Below are 18569 nucleotides of genomic sequence, written 5' to 3' on the forward strand. Positions count from 1 at the left end.
CCTCAGTCCTTTCCTATTGTTTCGTCACAGGTGCAAATTTTGCTAATAAACGTTTAACACCAATTGGGCTTGGGAACGCAATATCTAATTCCTTTGCATCACCTTCACCTTTTACACTTACAACTGTACCGACTCCCCATTTTTGGTGGGAGGCTTTATCGCCTACTGCCCATCCAATTTGCTCGCCACCTGTCGTCTTAACAGCCGGACGCACGAAAGCTGAGCGAGAACGTGTTGTCGTTGCGCTTGTCGTTCTTCCTTTTGCACCAAACGAAGTTTCACGCTTCGGTGCTGTTTCATTTAATGGTTCTACTAGTTCTGCCGGGATTTCTGTAATAAATCGGGATGCTGCATTCATACTTGTTCTACCAAATAAAGTACGCATTTGCGCATTGGATAAATATAATTCTTCCTCTGCACGAGTAATACCTACATAGGCAAGACGACGCTCTTCTTGCATTTCATCCTCTTCCATAAGAGAACGAGTATGCGGGAATATCCCTTCCTCTAAGCCAACAATAAAGACAACTGGGAACTCTAACCCTTTTGCTGAGTGCATCGTCATTAAAATAACTTCTTCACCAGCAGTTGGATCTTCATCTACACGATCAATATCAGCAACAAGAGCTAAGTCTGTTAAGAATGCAACAAGGCTCTTATCTTCGCTTTGAGATTCAAATGTTTGTGTAACAGATAAAAACTCGTCTAAGTTTTCTAAACGACCTTCTGCTTCTAAAGAACGCTCATTTTTCAGCATATCGCGATAGCCTGTCTTTTCAATAACTTCTTCTACTAATTCTGTAACAGATAAATACTCTTGCATATTTACCCAGTTGTGTAATAAACTTGCGAATTCTTTTACTGCTTTTGTTATTTTTGCACTTACACCAACATGCTCAATCTCATCAAATACAGCAGTTAATGAGATTCCGTTTTGCACACCATAATTAATAATTTTATCGATAGAAGTCGCACCAATCCCGCGCTTTGGCATGTTAATAATACGCGCGAAACTAATCTCATCATCTGGATTCCCAATTAAACGTAAGTACGCCAAAATGTCTTTAATCTCTTTACGATCATAGAACTTAGTACCGCCGACAATTTTGTAAGGGATATTAGATTTTAGGAAAATCTCCTCAATCATACGAGACTGGGCATTTGTACGATATAACACTGCAAAATCAGTATATTTTCGGTTCCCCATTTGAATATCGTCACGAATTTTTTTCGCAACAAAATACGCTTCGTCCTTTTCGGTTGCAGCACGATAATACGAGATTTTGCTTCCAATTTGATTGTCTGTCCATAATTTCTTCGGTTTACGGTTTGAATTTTTTTCAATTACAGCATTAGCTGCATTTAAAATATTTTGTGATGAACGATAGTTTTGTTCTAACAGAATAACTTGTGCATTCTCATAGTCTTTTTCGAATGACAAAATGTTAGAAATGTCAGCCCCGCGCCAGCGGTAAATAGACTGATCCGAATCACCAACAACACAAAGGTTTTTAAAACGTGATGCCAAATGTTTAACAAGAAGGTACTGGGCTTTGTTCGTATCTTGATACTCATCAACGTGAATATATTGGAACTTACGCTGATAGAACTCTAGCACTTCTGGAACACGTTCAAATAGCTGAATCGTCGTCATAATTAAATCATCAAAGTCTAATGAGTTATTTTTTAGAAGGCGTTTTTGATATTCTGTATATACATCGCTCGTTAATTTTTCATATGGATCAGCGGTTGTAATTTTTTTTGCATATTTATCTGCAGATAACAGTTCATTTTTCGCATTACTAATACCCGCTAAAATAGAGCGTGGTTCAAACTTCTTCGGGTCAATATTGCGCTCCTTCATAATTTTCTTTACTACAGTTAACTGATCACCTGCATCTAAAATCGTAAAGTTACGATTAATCCCAATGCGGTCAATATCACGTCGTAAAATACGTACACACATAGAGTGGAACGTAGAAATCCAAATATCTTCTGCTTCTGGTCCAACAAGTTTATCAATACGCTCACGCATTTCACGAGCAGCTTTATTTGTAAAGGTAATTGCTAGTACATTCCATGGCGCCACACCTTTTTCACCAAGTAAATACGCAATACGGTGTGTTAACACACGTGTTTTCCCACTACCTGCGCCTGCCATTAATAGAAGTGCTCCATTTGTTGTTTGTACTGCTTTTTGTTGCTGCGGATTTAAACCATTTAATAACCTATCTGTCGTACTCATATGCGCCTGCACCTACTCTCCTTTTACTGCTTTAACTGTTTTTAATGCAGCTTTTATATCATCATAAATAACATTTCCAACAACTACTGTATCAGCATACTGTGCCATTTCTTTCGCTTGTTCTGCATTAGAAATACCACCGCCATAATATAGCTTAGCTTGCTTCAATTCTGCTTTTACATTTTTAACAAGTTCAATATCTCCATACGTCCCGCTATATTCTAAATAGAATATAGGCAAATGTAATAACTTGTCTGCTAAACGTGCATATGCAATAACATCATCTTCTGTTAAATCACATTTTGCATCTGTAAGCTGGGCTACTTTCGCTTCTGGATTTAAAACACAATACCCTTCCATGAAAATCTCGTCCCAGTCCATAATATCCCCAAATTCTTTCAATGCCTCATGATGAACACCTGTTACCCATTCTACTTTTCGGCTATTTAAAACACTTGGGATGTAATAAAAATCAAATCCCGGTGTAATTGCTTCCAAATCAGAAACCTCTAACACACAAGGAACTGCATATCTACGAATGCTAACTAGCATGTGTAATACGTTATCAATTGTAACTCCATCACTTCCGCCTACAATAACAGCATCCGTTCCAGATTCACAAATCATTTCTAAATGTTCGTCACTTAACTCCTTATTTGGATCAAGCTTAAATACATGTTTCCATTTGGAAATATCGTACATGAAAACACCCTTTCTTTTCTCTAGTTATATCTATATTTCTGTTCAAAATAACAGTTAATTTTTATCAGGAGTTTTTAAATTCCTTGCTATATCTTTACCGGGCTTTTTGAACTTCCTTTTACGCATTCTTTCATTATAACAAAAAAAGCTACCTACACACACGCCTAATCCAACATCTTTTTCAACGTCAAATGTTGGATTACATATCAAAAAGCTTATACGGAATACTAACAAATGAAATAGTATTTCTATTTCGAAGTTCATCAAAAAGGAGTGTTTTTCTAATGAAGCAAAACATCGGCACAATTAGTGCTCTAATTCGAATTACACTCGGACTTATCCTCTTCGGTTGTAGTACAGCTAAACTCGTACGTAAACCTTGGTGCACTTGGTCTAAAGTTTTGCTATGGATTGGTGCCATGAAAATTGCGGAGGGAATCGTTCGTTTCTGCCCTATTGTTCAAGCCTGTAAGTTTGGAAAATATATGAATATGAGCGCATTTAAAATGCCTAGCATGAACTTTACTGAAAAAGGCCATAATAAAGAGGAAGTTAAGCAAGCTTCCAGTCATGACAAACCAAAGTCAAATGGAAGTTATGACACTTCTGACAAAGAGATTGAGTCAGCGATTGAAGAATTAATCCTGGCAAAACCGCTTTGAATCATTTGTCACGATGCAAGATGCTCTCAAAGAGACTTAGCTGCTGCAGTGGGCGGCTAAGTCTTCTTTATTTTATCACAAAACAGAACATATATTCTTATCTTTTTGGAGTTTCATCCCTAAAACGTACATAAATCAATTAATAAAATTCAGAAAATTAGGTATAAAAACCTTGCATGTAATGATATAAAAGTGATATCATTTTTATATCAGGAGGCGATCATATGAAAGAAAAACAAGTATTTTATGTAAATGGTTTTCTCGGCGTTATTGGAATTTTAGTTTTAGCCGCTATCGGTGTATTTTGCCTGGTACAAGAAATGTTTGTAATAGCTATTTTAGCTCTCATATTAGCATCTGTTTTAGCTACAGGTATCGGTATCGTTCAACCGAATCAAGCGAAAGTTATTACGTTCTTCGGTAGTTATTTAGGAACAATTCGTCAAAATGGTTTATTTTTAACAATTCCATTCGCGTTTCGTCAAACTGTATCTTTACGTGTTGAAAACTTTAACAGTAAGAAATTAAAAGTAAACGATGTTGAGGGCAATCCAATTGAAATTGCAGCTGTTATCGTATATAAAGTTGTTGATTCTGCAAAAGCAATGTTTGGTGTTGAGCATTACGATCGATTCGTAGAAATTCAAAGTGAAACAGCAATTCGCCACGTTGCTACAAAATATCCTTATGATAATTTCCAAGATGAAACTTGTATCACTTTACGAGGAAATACTGAAGAAATCTCTGAAGAATTAAAGCGTGAGTTAGAAGCACGCCTTGAAATCGCTGGCGTAGAAGTATTAGAAACTCGTTTAACACATTTAGCTTACGCAACAGAAATTGCCCATGCAATGCTCCAACGTCAACAAGCAAAAGCAGTTTTAGCTGCTAGAAAAGAGATTGTTGAAGGTGCTGTGAAGATGGCGAAAGATTCAATCCATATGTTAGATGAAGAAGGCGTACTGGAACTCGATGACGAGCGTAAAGCAAATATGGTGAACAATTTATTAGTTGCCATCGTTTCAGATAAAGGTGCGCAACCAGTTATTAATACAGGAAGCCTATACTAAAGGTTGTAAGTGATTATGGCCAAAAAGAAAAGCTTTCCACTACGTATTGATCCTGAATTACACGCAGTCATCGAAAAATGGGCGAATGATGAGTTTCGTAGCGTCAATGCACACATCGAGTATTTACTTCGAGAAATGGCAAAGCAAAAAGGGAAATTAAAAAAAGATAAAGATGCATAAAAATCCCGCTGAGAAATCAGCGGGATTTTTATACATTAGCTTCTCGTCATCTCATGACCAATTGCACGATATCCTATATCACTTCGGTAAAATAAACCATCACTCTCAATTTTACCGATTTCTTTATAGACCTTATCTTTCGCTTCTTGTAAACTATTCGCCTTACAAGCAACAAATAATACACGGCCACCGTTTGTTACAAAGTCACCATGTTTCATCGCTGTACCCGCATGGAAAACAATCACATCTTGCAGTGCATCTAATCCGTTAATACTTTCACCTTTTTTATATGCTTCTGGATATCCTTTCGAAGCAAGTACGACACCAATAACTGCTTTCTTTGACCATTGTAACGTTAATTCACTTTCATCTAATACAGCGTTACATACATCAACTAAATCATTTTCTAAGCGTGGTAATACAACTTCTGTTTCAGGATCACCAAAGCGTGCATTGAACTCAATTACCTTTGGACCATCATTCGTTAAAATAAGCCCCGCATATAAAATTCCTGTAAACGAACGATTTTCTTGGATCATCGCTTTAGCAGTTGGATGTAATACTGTTTGAATCGCTTCTTGAACCGCTGACTCCGGAATTTGTGGTACTGGAGAATATGCGCCCATTCCGCCTGTATTAGGACCTTTATCGCCGTCAAAAGCTCGTTTATGATCTTGAGCAATTACCATCGGATGTACAGTTGTTCCATTTACAAATGCCATTAATGAAAATTCTTGTCCATCTAAAAACTCTTCAATAACGACCTTCTTGCTTGCTGCGCCGAATTTCACATCTTGTAGCATTTCTTTCACAGCTTGCAATGCCTCTTCAAGCGTCATTGCTACCGTTACACCTTTACCAGCAGCTAACCCATCTGCCTTAATTACGATCGGTGCACCAACTTTTTGAATGTACTTTACTGCCTCTTCATAGTCTGTAAAAGTTTCATATGCCGCAGTTGGAATATCATACTTTTTCATCAATTCTTTTGTAAAAGCTTTACTACCTTCAATAACAGCAGCCGCTTTATTAGGCCCAAATACACGAAGTCCCTCTTCCTTAAAACGATCAACGATTCCATTCATAAGTGGAATTTCTGGTCCAACGAAAGTTAAGCCTACATTATTCTCTTTTGCAAATAAGACTAGTGCATCAAAATCATTCTCATCAATATCAACTGGTGTTGCAACATCTCGCATACCTTCATTACCTGGCGCTACATATACTTTTTCTACCTTTTCAGATTGTGCAAACTTCCAAGCTAAAGCATGCTCACGTCCACCGCGGCCGATTACTAAAACATTCATATTTCATCCCCCAATAATTAAATAAGTACAAACTAGAAGCTATGCTCCTAGTTTGTTATTTCTAAAATTACTCTATTAATGTTTAAAATGACGTACGCCAGTGAACACCATCGTAATCCCATACGCGTCTGCCATTTTAATAGAATCTTCATCACGAATCGATCCGCCTGGTTGAATGATCGCTGTAATTCCAGCTTTTGCTGCTTCTTCTACTGTATCTGGCATTGGGAAGAAAGCATCAGATGCAAGTGCGCTACCTTGTGCTTTTTCGCCAGCTTGTGTGATTGCAATCTTCGCAGAACCTACACGATTCATTTGTCCAGCACCAACACCAATTGTCATATCATCTTTCGCTAAAACAATTGCATTTGATTTCACATGCTTTACAACTTTCCAAGCTAGTTTTAAATCTTTCCATTCTTGCTCTGATGGTTCACGTTTCGTTGGAATTGAAATTGCGTCCTCATCTAATGATAACGTATCTTCCTCTTGAACAAGAAGACCACCTTGTACAGAAGTTAGTTTTTTACTTGCACTTGTCGCTTTTTCAATATTTACAGTTAGTAAGCGTAAGTTCTTCTTGCTTTGCAACACTTCTAAAGCTTCTTGCGAGAACGAAGGAGCGATAACAATTTCTAAGAAAATTTCGTGTAACTTTTCTGCTGTAGCTTTATCAATTTCACGATTTGCTGCAATAATACCGCCGAAGATTGATACTGGATCCGCTTCATAAGCACGTGTGTATGCTTCATGAATATCAGTTCCTACCCCAACACCACATGGATTCATATGTTTTACCGCTACTACTGCTGGTTCTGTAAATTCTTTCACGATGCTAAGTGCTGCATCCGCATCGTTGATATTGTTATAAGATAATTCTTTACCGTGTAATTGTTCTGCGTATGCAACAGAAGAAGTTGCTGCGAATGGCGCTTTATAGAATGTCGCTTTTTGATGTGGATTTTCGCCATAGCGTAAATCTTGTTTTTTCTCAAATGTCACCGTTACTGTTTCAGGGCTTTCTTCACCCATTTGCTCTGTTAAATAGTTAGAAATTAACGCATCATATGCTGCTGTATGACGGAATACTTTCGCTGCTAATTTACGTTTCGTTTCCTCTGTTACTTCACCGTTCTCTTTCAGTTCTGCTAATACAACATCATAATCTACTGGATCTACAATTACAGATACAAATTTATGATTTTTCGCAGCAGAGCGAATCATTGTTGGGCCACCGATATCAATATTTTCAATTGCATCAGCAAATGTTACATCAGGCTTAGCGATTGTTTCTTTAAATGGGTATAAGTTAACAACAACAAAGTCAATTGGTTGAATACCTAATTCATTCATTTGCGCTACATGCGTTTCATTATCACGAACTGCTAATAGACCACCATGAATATTTGGATGTAATGTTTTTACACGGCCATCCATAATTTCTGGGAAACCAGTTACTTCAGAAATACCAATTACTTGCAAGCCGTTTTCTTCTAATAATTTTTTCGTACCACCTGTTGAAATAACTTCAATCCCTTGTTCAAGTAAACCTTTAACAAATTCTACTACTCCTGTTTTATCTGAAACACTTACTAATGCACGCTTTTTCATTTATCCTTCACCCCTGGTTGTATGTTAGTTAACAGTTGGTTTTTTCACAGACTGAACAATTTGATTCACTGTATTTACGTATAATTTATGTTCAACTTGTTGAATTTTCTTTTGTAAGCTTTCTCTCGTATCTCCTTCAGAAACAACTACTGCTTCTTGCGCAATAATTGGACCTGTATCCATACCTGCATCTACATAATGAATCGTTACTCCAGTTACTTTCACACCTGCTTCTAACGCTTGACCAACAGCATCTTTACCTGGAAAGCTCGGTAATAGTGATGGATGAATATTAATAATTTTCCCGCCGTATGCTGCTAGTAAAGTCGGTCCAATTAAACGCATATATCCAGCTAAAATAACATAATCAATTTCATACTCTTCTAGCTTCTTTAGTATCTCTCTTTCAAATGCTTCTTTTGACTCATATGCTTTCGCTAAAAAGGTGAAACATGGAATATGGTGATAATGTGCCCGTCCAATAGCGCGTGCCTCTGGTTTATCACATACTAATAAACTAATATCTGCATCCAATCTTTTTTCTTCTACCGCATTAATAAGAGATTGAAAGTTAGAGCCGCTCCCAGAAGCAAAAACTGCTAATCTACTCATACTTCTGTTCCCTCAATAAAGGTAACACCAGATCCTTGTACAGTGTGTCCAATAATATGAGCTTTCTCGCCTTGCTCCTCAAGAAGACGAACAATATCTTTTGCCTCTTCTTCCTTTACTGCTACTACCATACCAATACCCATGTTAAAAATATTGAACATTTCTTTCTCTTCTAGTTCTCCAACCTCTTGAAGTAAACTAAAAATCGGTTGAACTTGCCAAGATCCTAATTCAATTTCCGCACCGATTCCTTCTGGCAACATACGTGGAATATTTTCAATGAATCCACCACCTGTAATATGTGCCATACCGTATACTTCATGTTTTTTCAATAGTTCTAAAATAGGTTTGACATAAATTTTCGTTGGTTTTAATAATTCTTCACCAAGAGGTAGTTCTAAGCGTCCGTAAATACGATCTAAAGATAGTTCTCCATCTTCTAGTAGTACTTTTCTTACTAAAGAATAACCGTTACTATGAATGCCGCTAGATGCTAAGCCAATTAATACGTGACCAGCTTCAATTTTTTCACCTGTTACAATTTTCTTTTTATCAACAATTCCAACTGTAAAACCAGCTAAATCGTATTCTTCCGTAGAATACATTCCTGGCATTTCAGCTGTTTCTCCACCAATTAATGCACAACCAGCTTGGCGACAGCCCTCTGATATACCTTTGACGATGTTTTCAATTTTACTAGGTTCAGCTTTACCACAAGCAATATAATCAAGGAAGAAAAGCGGCTCTGCTCCTTGGACAACAATATCATTTACACACATTGCTACTGCATCAATACCAATTGTGTCATGTTTATCTGCCATAAAAGCGAGCATCAATTTCGTTCCCACGCCATCTGTTCCAGATACTAATACAGGTTCTTCTAATGCAAATTTTGATAGATCAAACATACCTCCAAAACCGCCTAAACCGCCTAGCACTTCTTTTCTCATTGTTGTTTGTACGTGTTTTTTCATGCGAGATACCGCTTCATATCCAGCTTCAATATCTACTCCTGCTTGCTTATATGCATTCGCCATCGTTTTTTACACCTCGTCTTTTAATTTCTCCCCATCCAGGGCGGCCGTTTTAAGAAAGAAGCTAGCTTCTACATCAAAAGAAGTAGAAGCTTTTTTCTTCTTATTTCATACTTTCTAAAAGCTCTTGCTCATAATCATAAAGAGCTGTTGGATAGTCTCCATTGAAGTAAGCCATACATAGACCACCGTATTTCCCTTCATATGGGCGTCCAATTGCATCTACTAATCCATCTTCACTTAAAAATGTTAAAGAATCTGCTCCGATGATTTGACGGATTTCTTCTATTGAATTATTTGCCGCGATTAATTCTTTTCTCGTTTGAATATCAATGCCATAGAAGCATGGATACTTAAGAGGTGGTGAAGCAATTCTTACATGGACTTCTGTCGCTCCAGCCTCGCGAAGCATGCGAACAATTCGTTTACTTGTCGTTCCTCTTACGATAGAATCGTCAATCATAACAACTCGTTTTCCTTCAACTACACCTCTTACTGCTGAGAGCTTCATCTTAACCCCTTGCTCACGCAGTTCTTGAGAAGGTTGAATAAACGTACGTCCAACGTAACGATTTTTAATTAATCCTAACTCATATGGAATTCCTGTCGCCTCCGCATAACCAATTGCTGCTGAAATACTAGAGTCTGGTACACCAGTAACAACATCAGCTTCAATAGGAGCTTCCGCCGCTAAACGTTTCCCCATGTTTTTGCGTGCTGCATGAACATTAATACCAGCGATATTAGAATCTGGACGTGCAAAGTAAATGTATTCCATACTGCAAATCGCATGGTCTACTTCATTTGTAAAACGATCTACGTGAATTCCTTCATCATTGATAATAAGCAATTCACCAGGTTCTACATCACGAATGTATGTTGCACCAACCACATCGAAAGCACATGTTTCCGATGCTACAACGTAAGCATCCCCCATCTTTCCAATTGAAAGAGGACGGAATCCATTTGGATCTAGCGCAACGATCATTTCATTTCCAGTTAGTAAAAGATATGCAAACGCACCTTTCACTTTATTTAGAGCCTCTTTTACACTATCAATTAAAGAATCTTTTGTACTACGTTTAATGAGGTGTAAAAGTACTTCTGTATCTGAACTTGTTTGAAAAATACTTCCCTCTGCCTCTAATTCACGACGAAGCATTTTTGCGTTAATTAAATTTCCGTTATGAGCTAACGCCATGCTATGATCAGAAAAACGGAATAATAATGGTTGAACGTTAGCAACTTCACTTCCACCAGCTGTTGCATATCGTACGTGTCCAATTGCTGATTTTCCGTTTAATCCCTCTAGCTCACCTCTTGAAAACACTTCTGATATTAAACCTAACCCCTTGTGACCGATGATTTTTTCCCCATTATTTACAACAATGCCTGCGCCTTCTTGCCCACGGTGCTGCAAACTGTGCAATCCGTAGTACGAAACTTGTGCTGCATTTTCATGCCCCCAAATTCCGAAAACGCCACATTCTTCATTTAACCCCTTTATTTCAGTAAGCATGGGATTGCCCCTTTCCAAGCCTTTCTCATTTCATCTACATTTGCTGTAAGTAATACTTCATTTTCTTCATTATGAATTGTTACTTCATTTGTATTTGTAACTTCTCCAACTTGAATTGCTTCAACCGCTTTCTCAAATGCTTCTTTATTTTCACGTTTTACAGTTATAACAAAGCGAGATTGTGATTCTGCAAATAATGCTGCTGTTGCTTCCCCATCTAATTTCACAGTAGCACCTAAACCGTTAGCACCAATTGCACTTTCAGTAATTGCAACTGCTAAACCACCTTCTGCAACATCATGTGCAGATTGAACAAGTCCAGCTTGAATTGCTGCTAGTAATTGTTTTTGGCGTTTTAATTCTACATCTAGATCGATACTTGGTGATTGACCGAAAATTTTCCCGTAGATCATTTTCTGTAATTCACTTCCGCCAAACTCAGCTTTCGTCTCTCCAATTACATAAACTAAATCGCCAGCTTGTTTAAATTCTTGTGTTGTTACGTGTTTTAAATCGTGTACCAGTCCAACCATCCCAACAGTTGGTGTTGGATATACAGCTTCACCACTACGCTCGTTATACATTGATACATTCCCGCCGATAACTGGCGTTTGTAACTTGCGGCAAGCTTCACTCATACCGTCTACTGATTTCTCAATTTGCCAGAAGATTTCTGGTTTTTCTGGGTTACCGAAGTTTAAGCAATCTGTAATTGCAAGTGGCTCCCCGCCAGAACATACGATATTACGTGCCGCCTCTGCTACTGCAATTTTACCGCCCATTTCTGGATCTAGATAAATGTAGCGAGAGTTACAATCTGTCGTCATTGCTAATCCTTTTTCTGTACCGCGTACACGTACAACCGCTGCATCTGAACCTGGTGTAACAACTGTGCTTGTGCGCACTTGATAATCATATTGATCATATACCCATTCTTTACTTGCAATCGTTGGTTGTTGTAATAGAGATAATAACGTTTCTTTATAATCCTCTACTTGCGGTGTTTCCATTTTCATCTGCTGGAACTCAGCAAAGTATGCTGCTTCTTTTGACGGTTTATAATAAATTGGTGCTTCTTCTGCAAGAGCATCCGCCGGTACTTCAGCTACCATTACATCTTTATGGAATAAGCGAAGCATTTTATCTTCCGTTACTTTCCCCATCGTAACTGCTGCAAGACCATACTTCTCAAATAAATCTACTATTTCTTGCTCTCTACCCTTTTTCACAACGATTAACATACGCTCTTGTGATTCAGATAACATCATTTCATATGGAGTCATTCCTGTTTCACGCTGCGGTACATCATCTAAGTACATTTCAATACCCATACCTGCTTTACTTGCCATTTCTGCAGAAGATGATGTTAAACCAGCAGCTCCCATATCTTGAATTCCAACAAGTGCATCAGACTGAATAAGTTCTAAACATGCTTCAATAAGAAGTTTCTCCATAAATGGATCCCCTACTTGAACCGCCGGACGCTTCGCTTCTGAGCTTTCAGATAGCTCTTCAGATGCGAATGTTGCACCGTGAATACCATCACGACCAGTTGATGCTCCTACGTACATTACTGTATTACCAGCACCATGCGCTTGCCCTTTTTTTATATCTTCATGATTAATTAAGCCTACACACATTGCATTTACAAGTGGATTTCCTTCATAACATGGATCAAACTGTACTTCTCCACCAACAGTAGGAATCCCGATGCAGTTACCGTATCCTGCTATTCCTGCTACTACTTCTTCGAATAAATATTTCACACGTGGTGATTGTAATTCACCGAAACGAAGTGAGTTTAATAGAGCTACCGGACGTGCGCCCATAGAGAATACATCGCGAATAATACCGCCGACACCTGTTGCCGCCCCTTGATATGGCTCAATTGCAGAAGGATGGTTATGACTTTCCATTTTGAATACAACCGCTTGATTATCACCGATATCTACAATTCCAGCGCCTTCTCCAGGTCCTTGTAAGACACGCTCACCTGTCGTTGGAAACTTACGAAGAACTGGCTTTGAATTTTTATAACTACAATGTTCAGACCACATAACAGAGAATAGTCCCGTTTCTGTATAATTCGGCAAACGGCCTAAAATCTTTTCAACCATGGCAAACTCTTCGTCTGTTAGCCCCATTTCCGCATATATACGCTCTTCTTTAATTTGTGTTGGATTTGGCTCAAGCATTAACGACATATGTTTCCCTCCACTGTTTTAAGATAGATTGAAAGACTTTTAACCCTTCAGCACCACCAAGCAATTCATCTACAGCACGCTCTGGGTGTGGCATCATACCAAGTACATTTCCTTTTTCATTTACAATACCAGCAATGTCTGAAACGCTACCGTTCGGATTTTCTACATAACGGAATGCGATTTGATTGTTCTCTTCTAATTGTTTAAGAGTTGCTTCATCACAATAGTAATTCCCCTCACCATGTGCAATTGGAATATTGATTACTTCATCTTTTTCATATTGTGATGTAAACATCGTTTCATTATTTTCAACACGTAACTGAACCGTACGGCACATAAACTTTAAGTTTTCGTTTCTCATTAATGCTCCTGGTAGTAATCCTGATTCAACAAGAATCTGGAATCCATTACACACTCCTAAAATTGGCTTTCCTTGCTCAGCAGCTTTTTGCACTGCTTTCATTGCGTTAGCAAAGCGAGAAATAGCACCACAACGTAAATAGTCACCGTAAGAGAATCCACCTGGTAGTAAAATTGCATCATATTCATCTAAATTCTCTCTATCGTGCCAAACGTAATCTACTTCTTCACCAAGCTCATCTTTAATTGCATGGAACATATCGACATCACAGTTCGAACCTGGGAATACTATGACTGCAAATTTCACTGTGCGACAACCTCCTCAACTTCATAACGGAAGTCTTCCATTACAACGTTTGTTAATAGTTTTTCACACATTTCTTTTACCTTTACGTCAAGGTCAGATACTGATTTATCAATTGTTAATTCCATATATTTTCCGATTCGAACGTCTTGTACTTCTGTGAACGAAAGACTATGAAGTGCCCCTTTTACTGCTGTTCCTTGTGGATCTAATACGCTTTCTCTTAACGTTACATATACCTTAACTTTATACATGTGAAATTCCCCCTAAACGTTTTAAAATCTCTTCATAAGCTTCTGTTAAATTTCCAAGGTCACGACGGAATACGTCTTTATCAAATTTTTCATTGCTCGTTTCATCCCATAAACGGCAAGTATCTGGTGAAATTTCATCCGCTAAAATGATTTCTCCTTCATCTGTTACACCAAACTCTAATTTAAAATCTACTAATCTTACACGACAGCTTGCGAAATGATCAATCAACACTTGATTGATTTGTAGAGCCATATCTCGTAATACGCTTACTTGCTCTGGTGATGCAACGTTTAATACACGAATATGATCTTCCGTTACAAGCGGATCTCCTAAATCATCATCTTTGAAGTAAAATTCTACGATTGGTTCTGCAAGTACAGTTCCCTCTTCCATTCCTAATCGTTTTGAAAGACTTCCTGCAATTACATTTCTTGTGACAACTTCTAGAGGAATAATACTCACTTTTTTAACAAGTTGCTCTGTTTCAGATAACTTCTCTACAAAATGTGTTTTTATTCCTACTTCTTGTAACTTTCTGAACAATAAAGTTGTAATCTCATTGTTCAAACGACCTTTTCCTGTAATCGTCTCTTTTTTCTCCCCATTGAAAGCAGTCGCACTATCTTTGTACTCTACCCAAACCATATCTGCTGATTCTGTACGATAAATTCTTTTTGCCTTACCTTCATACAGCAATTCTAGCTTTTGCATTTCGCAAGCCCCCTGTAGTTTGAAAAATGTGAATAATGTTTTTATAAAGAATGGCACAGAATGACTCTATTCTGTGCCATATGAAATTTTACGCTTCGTTTAACCCAAGGCGTTCAAAGATTGTATCAACGTGTTGCATATGGTGCTCATAGTTGAAGCATTCATTAATTTCCTCTTGTGATAACTTGCTCGTAATACGCTCATCAGCTTCTACAAGCTCTTTAAATTGTACTTGTGTTTCCCAAGCTTCCATCGCTTTAGGCTGTACGATATCATAAGCTTCTTCACGTACCAGACCTTTGTCAATTAGTGTAAGCATTACGCGCTGAGAGTAAATTAAGCCGTATGTTCTTGTCATATTGCGTTTCATATTCTCTGGGAATACAGTTAAGTTTTTAACAATATTACCAAAGCGATTTAACATGTAATTTAACGCGATTGTAGCATCTGGTAAAATTACGCGTTCTGCAGAAGAGTGAGAGATATCACGCTCATGCCATAACGGAACATTCTCGTAAGCTGTCATCATATAACCGCGGATAACACGAGCTAAACCAGTCATATTTTCAGATCCAATTGGATTACGTTTATGCGGCATTGCAGAAGAACCTTTTTGACCTTTTGCGAAAGCCTCTTCAACTTCACGTGTTTCACTCTTTTGTAAACCACGAATCTCAACTGCCATCTTTTCAACAGATGTTGCGATTAGTGCAAGTGTTGACATGTAATGTGCATGACGATCACGTTGCAATGTTTGTGTTGAAATTGGTGCTGCTTCTAATCCTAAGTTTTCACAAACATACTTTTCTACGAATGGATCAATATTTGCATATGTACCAACCGCACCAGATAATTTACCAACGCGAACTGTATCAGCAGCTTGTTTGAAACGCTCTACGTTACGTTTCATTTCTTCATACCAAAGACCAAGTTTTAAACCAAATGTTGTTGGCTCTGCATGTACACCGTGTGTTCTTCCCATCATAATCGTGTATTTATGCTCTTTCGCTTTATTAGCTAAAATGCTAACAAAGTTTTCTAAGTCTTTTAACAAGATTTCATTTGCTTGTTTTAAGATGTAAGATAAAGCTGTATCTACTACGTCTGTAGATGTTAAACCGTAATGAACCCATTTGCGTTCTTCACCTAATGTTGGTGTTTCTGATACAGCACGAGTGAAAGCAACTACGTCATGACGTGTTTCTTTTTCAATTTCATAAATACGATCAATATCAAATGATGCATGCTCACGAATTTTTTTAACATCTTCTTTTGGAATATCGCCAAGCTCAGCCCATGCTTCACAAGCTAAAATCTCAACTTCTAACCATGCCTTAAATTTGTTTTCTTCCGTCCAAATTGCACCCATTTCAGGGCGTGTATAACGATTAATCATCTTTTTCCCTCCAACAGTTGTTCTTGATGGTCCCAAATATGCAAACTCTTCGCTTTTTCTAGAGCGACTTCAATATTATCATTTAAAATATTAACATGCCCCATTTTTCGCTGCGCTTTTGCTTCTTCTTTTCCATACAAGTGTAAATAGCACCCGGTTAGTCTATTCACTTGTCCTAGGACCCCTTCTATATGTTCGCCTAAAATGTTTACCATGACAACTGGTTTTAACAAATTTGTTTCTCCAAGAGGTAAATTACAGATTGCTCGAATATGTTGACCAAATTGACTCGTTTCACATGCATCCTGTGTATAGTGTCCTGAATTGTGAGGTCTTGGTGCTAGTTCATTAATGTAAATCTCACCGTCAGCTGTAGCAAACATCTCTACCGCTAGTGTTCCCACAAGTTTTAATTCATCCGCAAGTACTTTTGCATAAGTAATTGCTTTTTGAGAAAGTTCTTCTGTAATGCGAGCTGGAACAATAGATTCATGTAAAATGTTATTCACATGAATATTTTCTGCTACGGGAAATACTTTCGTTTCACCACTTACACTACGAATTACAATAACTGATATTTCTTTTTCAAAAGGTACCCATTTTTCTAGAATGCATTCTGCTTTATTAGTAAGTTCTTTTGCTCTCACAACATCAGCTTCACTCTTTAAAACCACTTGCCCTTTACCATCGTATCCACCTGTCGTTGTTTTTAAGACAGAAGGGAAAGATAACTCTGTAATTGCTTCTGTAAGTTGATCTTGATTTTGAACCAATCTATACGATGCTACCGGTAGCCCAGCTTTTTCAATTGCATTCTTTTCAGTAAAACGATTTTGCGTTTTATTTAATAATTGACTACCTTGTGGTAAATACGCATGTTTCTCAAGCCATTGTAAACATCTATAATCAATATTCTCAAATTCATATGTGACAACGTCGCTTATCTCTGCTAAATGCTGAATTGCTTTTAGATCGTCATAAGATGCAACAATCTCAATATCAGCAACTTGTGCACATGGTGAATGCTTTGTAGGATCTAAAACAGCAATTTTATATCCCATCTCCTTAGCTGCCAATGCCATCATTCTTCCAAGCTGGCCGCCTCCAATAATGCCGATTGTTTTTCCAGGTAAAATGATTCTCGTCATACTAGCTCACTACCTTCACGCACATCTTTTTCAATCGCTTCTCGTCTCAATTCCAATGCATCATGTATGTCATCATGGAATGATCCAAGTATTTGTGCAGCAAGTAATCCAGCATTTGTTGAACCAGCTTTACCAATTGCAACAGTTGCAACTGGAACCCCTCCTGGCATTTGGACGATGGATAATAATGAATCTAATCCGTTTAACGCTTTTGATTGAACTGGAACGCCAATTACAGGAAGATTTGTCTTCGCTGCAACCATCCCTGGTAAATGTGCTGCTCCACCAGCTCCAGCAATAATAACTTTCAATCCACGTTCACGAGCCGTCTCTGCATATTCAAACATATAATCCGGAGTCCGATGAGCGGATACAACTTTTTTCTCATACGGTATATTTAATTCATCTAAAATGTCACAAGCATATTTCATTGTTTCCCAGTCTGACGTACTTCCCATTATGACTCCAACTAGTGATTTCATATTAGAATCCCCCCGATTCAAATAAAAAAAGCCTGAAATAGAACAGTTTCTCTTTTACTATGAGAGAAAGCGCTCTACTCAGGCATACGTATCCCTTGTGAATAGAAAAATACCGAGTGACTTTCCCTCATAGTCTAACGAATAACGGTCGTTAGGTAGAGACTTGCAGGCCATATCCCCGCGATTATATGAGGTCTTATATATTATTGTTTCTATGGCTATATTAACAATATTTCATAAACAATGTCAATAAATAATCGAATGTTTTTTTATTAGTCATCGATAACGTTCGTGTTTTAGTTATATTCAAAAGGAGAATTGCAACTATATACAAGAAGGAAAGGAAATTAGAATATATATTTCTAGAGATCTATTTTACGTATAACTGTTTATATGGTACTTCAGTATGTTTTAATTAAAATATATACACTCTTGTATTCTATACATCAATAGAACTTATATTATAACGATTTAATTTCTAAGGAGGAATAACCGTGAAAAAAATAACTGTGTTATTATCCTATTTATTTTTCTCCATCGCAGTAATTGCTGTAATTATTGAATACTTATTTATATCATCCCATTTTTTCTACTCTCATTATTTAAAATATACACTTATGATAGAAATAATCTTTCCTATCTTAGGGATTATTTTAGGAGCATTCGGAAAATCAGGAGTACAAAAAATCATTGCCATTATTTTAAACAGCCTCTATTTCATTCTTTTTTCGTCTTTAGCGTTATTAAATTTATGGATTTTAACCTTC

The 18569-nt window shown here is 37.5% G+C and carries 18 protein-coding genes and 1 riboswitch; of the genes, 4 read left to right on the forward strand and 14 right to left on the reverse strand.

Features of this window, described 5'->3' with window-relative positions:
• Positions 1-13 precede the first annotated feature (13 nt).
• Positions 14-2245, reverse strand: coding sequence for a DNA helicase PcrA (gene pcrA / locus JTF23_RS25425; protein WP_016103386.1), 2232 nt, complete (start codon positions 2243-2245; stop codon positions 14-16).
• Between the two features lie 12 nt (positions 2246-2257).
• Positions 2258-2947: a heptaprenylglyceryl phosphate synthase gene (gene pcrB / locus JTF23_RS25430; protein WP_002113485.1), complete on the reverse strand. Its 690-nt coding sequence runs from the start codon at positions 2945-2947 to the stop codon at positions 2258-2260.
• Between the two features lie 284 nt (positions 2948-3231).
• Here pcrB and JTF23_RS25435 point away from each other — a divergent pair, with 284 nt between their 5' ends.
• From JTF23_RS25435 to JTF23_RS25445, 3 genes are all read left to right on the forward strand, one after another.
• On the forward strand, positions 3232-3609 hold the full coding sequence (locus JTF23_RS25435) for a YgaP family membrane protein (RefSeq protein ID WP_002201967.1): 378 nt from the start codon (positions 3232-3234) through the stop codon (positions 3607-3609).
• Positions 3610-3833: 224 nt separating this feature from the next.
• Positions 3834-4679, forward strand: a complete 846-nt coding sequence (locus tag JTF23_RS25440) for an SPFH domain-containing protein (RefSeq protein ID WP_002063557.1) — start codon at positions 3834-3836, stop codon at positions 4677-4679.
• Positions 4680-4694: 15 nt separating this feature from the next.
• Positions 4695-4859 (forward strand): type II toxin-antitoxin system antitoxin, encoded by a 165-nt coding sequence (locus tag JTF23_RS25445; RefSeq protein ID WP_001085171.1) that lies wholly within the window; start codon positions 4695-4697, stop codon positions 4857-4859.
• A gap of 35 nt (positions 4860-4894) precedes the next feature.
• On the opposite strand, the gene purD is transcribed toward JTF23_RS25445, so the two are convergent.
• The 12 genes from purD to purE all read right to left on the reverse strand — a co-directional run bounded on the left by purD (position 4895) and on the right by purE (position 17802).
• Positions 4895-6166, reverse strand: coding sequence for a phosphoribosylamine--glycine ligase (gene purD / locus JTF23_RS25450; RefSeq protein ID WP_016103384.1), 1272 nt, complete (start codon positions 6164-6166; stop codon positions 4895-4897).
• A 75-nt stretch (positions 6167-6241) separates the two neighbouring features.
• Positions 6242-7777, reverse strand: coding sequence for a bifunctional phosphoribosylaminoimidazolecarboxamide formyltransferase/IMP cyclohydrolase (gene purH / locus JTF23_RS25455; RefSeq protein WP_002159497.1), 1536 nt, complete (start codon positions 7775-7777; stop codon positions 6242-6244).
• A gap of 24 nt (positions 7778-7801) precedes the next feature.
• On the reverse strand, positions 7802-8389 hold the full coding sequence (purN, locus tag JTF23_RS25460; RefSeq protein ID WP_016103383.1) for a phosphoribosylglycinamide formyltransferase: 588 nt from the start codon (positions 8387-8389) through the stop codon (positions 7802-7804).
• On the reverse strand, positions 8386-9426 hold the full coding sequence (gene purM / locus JTF23_RS25465; protein ID WP_204210066.1) for a phosphoribosylformylglycinamidine cyclo-ligase: 1041 nt from the start codon (positions 9424-9426) through the stop codon (positions 8386-8388). The genes purN and purM overlap by 4 nt, the downstream gene beginning before the upstream one ends.
• A 100-nt stretch (positions 9427-9526) precedes the next feature.
• The gene (gene purF, locus JTF23_RS25470) at positions 9527-10942 is read right to left on the reverse strand and encodes an amidophosphoribosyltransferase (protein ID WP_002091359.1); all 1416 of its coding nucleotides are present in this window, start codon (positions 10940-10942) and stop codon (positions 9527-9529) included.
• Positions 10927-13146 (reverse strand): phosphoribosylformylglycinamidine synthase subunit PurL, encoded by a 2220-nt coding sequence (gene purL, locus JTF23_RS25475; RefSeq protein WP_204210067.1) that lies wholly within the window; start codon positions 13144-13146, stop codon positions 10927-10929. Before purL ends, purF begins: the two co-directional genes overlap by 16 nt.
• Positions 13130-13813 (reverse strand): phosphoribosylformylglycinamidine synthase subunit PurQ, encoded by a 684-nt coding sequence (purQ, locus tag JTF23_RS25480; RefSeq protein ID WP_000666771.1) that lies wholly within the window; start codon positions 13811-13813, stop codon positions 13130-13132. Before purQ ends, purL begins: the two co-directional genes overlap by 17 nt.
• Positions 13810-14064 (reverse strand): phosphoribosylformylglycinamidine synthase subunit PurS, encoded by a 255-nt coding sequence (gene purS / locus JTF23_RS25485; protein ID WP_016103381.1) that lies wholly within the window; start codon positions 14062-14064, stop codon positions 13810-13812. Before purS ends, purQ begins: the two co-directional genes overlap by 4 nt.
• Positions 14057-14776 (reverse strand): phosphoribosylaminoimidazolesuccinocarboxamide synthase, encoded by a 720-nt coding sequence (purC, locus tag JTF23_RS25490; protein WP_001170543.1) that lies wholly within the window; start codon positions 14774-14776, stop codon positions 14057-14059. The genes purS and purC overlap by 8 nt, the downstream gene beginning before the upstream one ends.
• Before the next feature lie 88 nt (positions 14777-14864).
• Positions 14865-16172, reverse strand: coding sequence for an adenylosuccinate lyase (purB, locus tag JTF23_RS25495; RefSeq protein WP_016103379.1), 1308 nt, complete (start codon positions 16170-16172; stop codon positions 14865-14867).
• Positions 16169-17320 carry a 5-(carboxyamino)imidazole ribonucleotide synthase gene (gene purK / locus JTF23_RS25500; protein ID WP_016103378.1) on the reverse strand — a complete coding sequence of 384 codons (1152 nt, stop codon included), beginning with the start codon at positions 17318-17320 and terminating at the stop codon, positions 16169-16171. Before purK ends, purB begins: the two co-directional genes overlap by 4 nt.
• Positions 17317-17802 carry a 5-(carboxyamino)imidazole ribonucleotide mutase gene (gene purE, locus JTF23_RS25505; RefSeq protein WP_000839367.1) on the reverse strand — a complete coding sequence of 162 codons (486 nt, stop codon included), beginning with the start codon at positions 17800-17802 and terminating at the stop codon, positions 17317-17319. Before purE ends, purK begins: the two co-directional genes overlap by 4 nt.
• A gap of 110 nt (positions 17803-17912) precedes the next feature.
• Positions 17913-18014: riboswitch (purine riboswitch) on the reverse strand.
• 282 nt (positions 18015-18296) lie between these two features.
• On the opposite strand from purE, the gene JTF23_RS25510 reads away from it, so the two are divergent.
• A partial coding sequence (locus JTF23_RS25510; RefSeq protein WP_204210068.1) for a hypothetical protein occupies positions 18297-18569 on the forward strand: 273 nt, incomplete at its 3' end.

It is taken from the genome of Bacillus sp. RIT 809 (assembly GCF_016892495.1).
GTDB lineage: Bacteria > Bacillota > Bacilli > Bacillales > Bacillaceae_G > Bacillus_A > Bacillus_A cereus_U.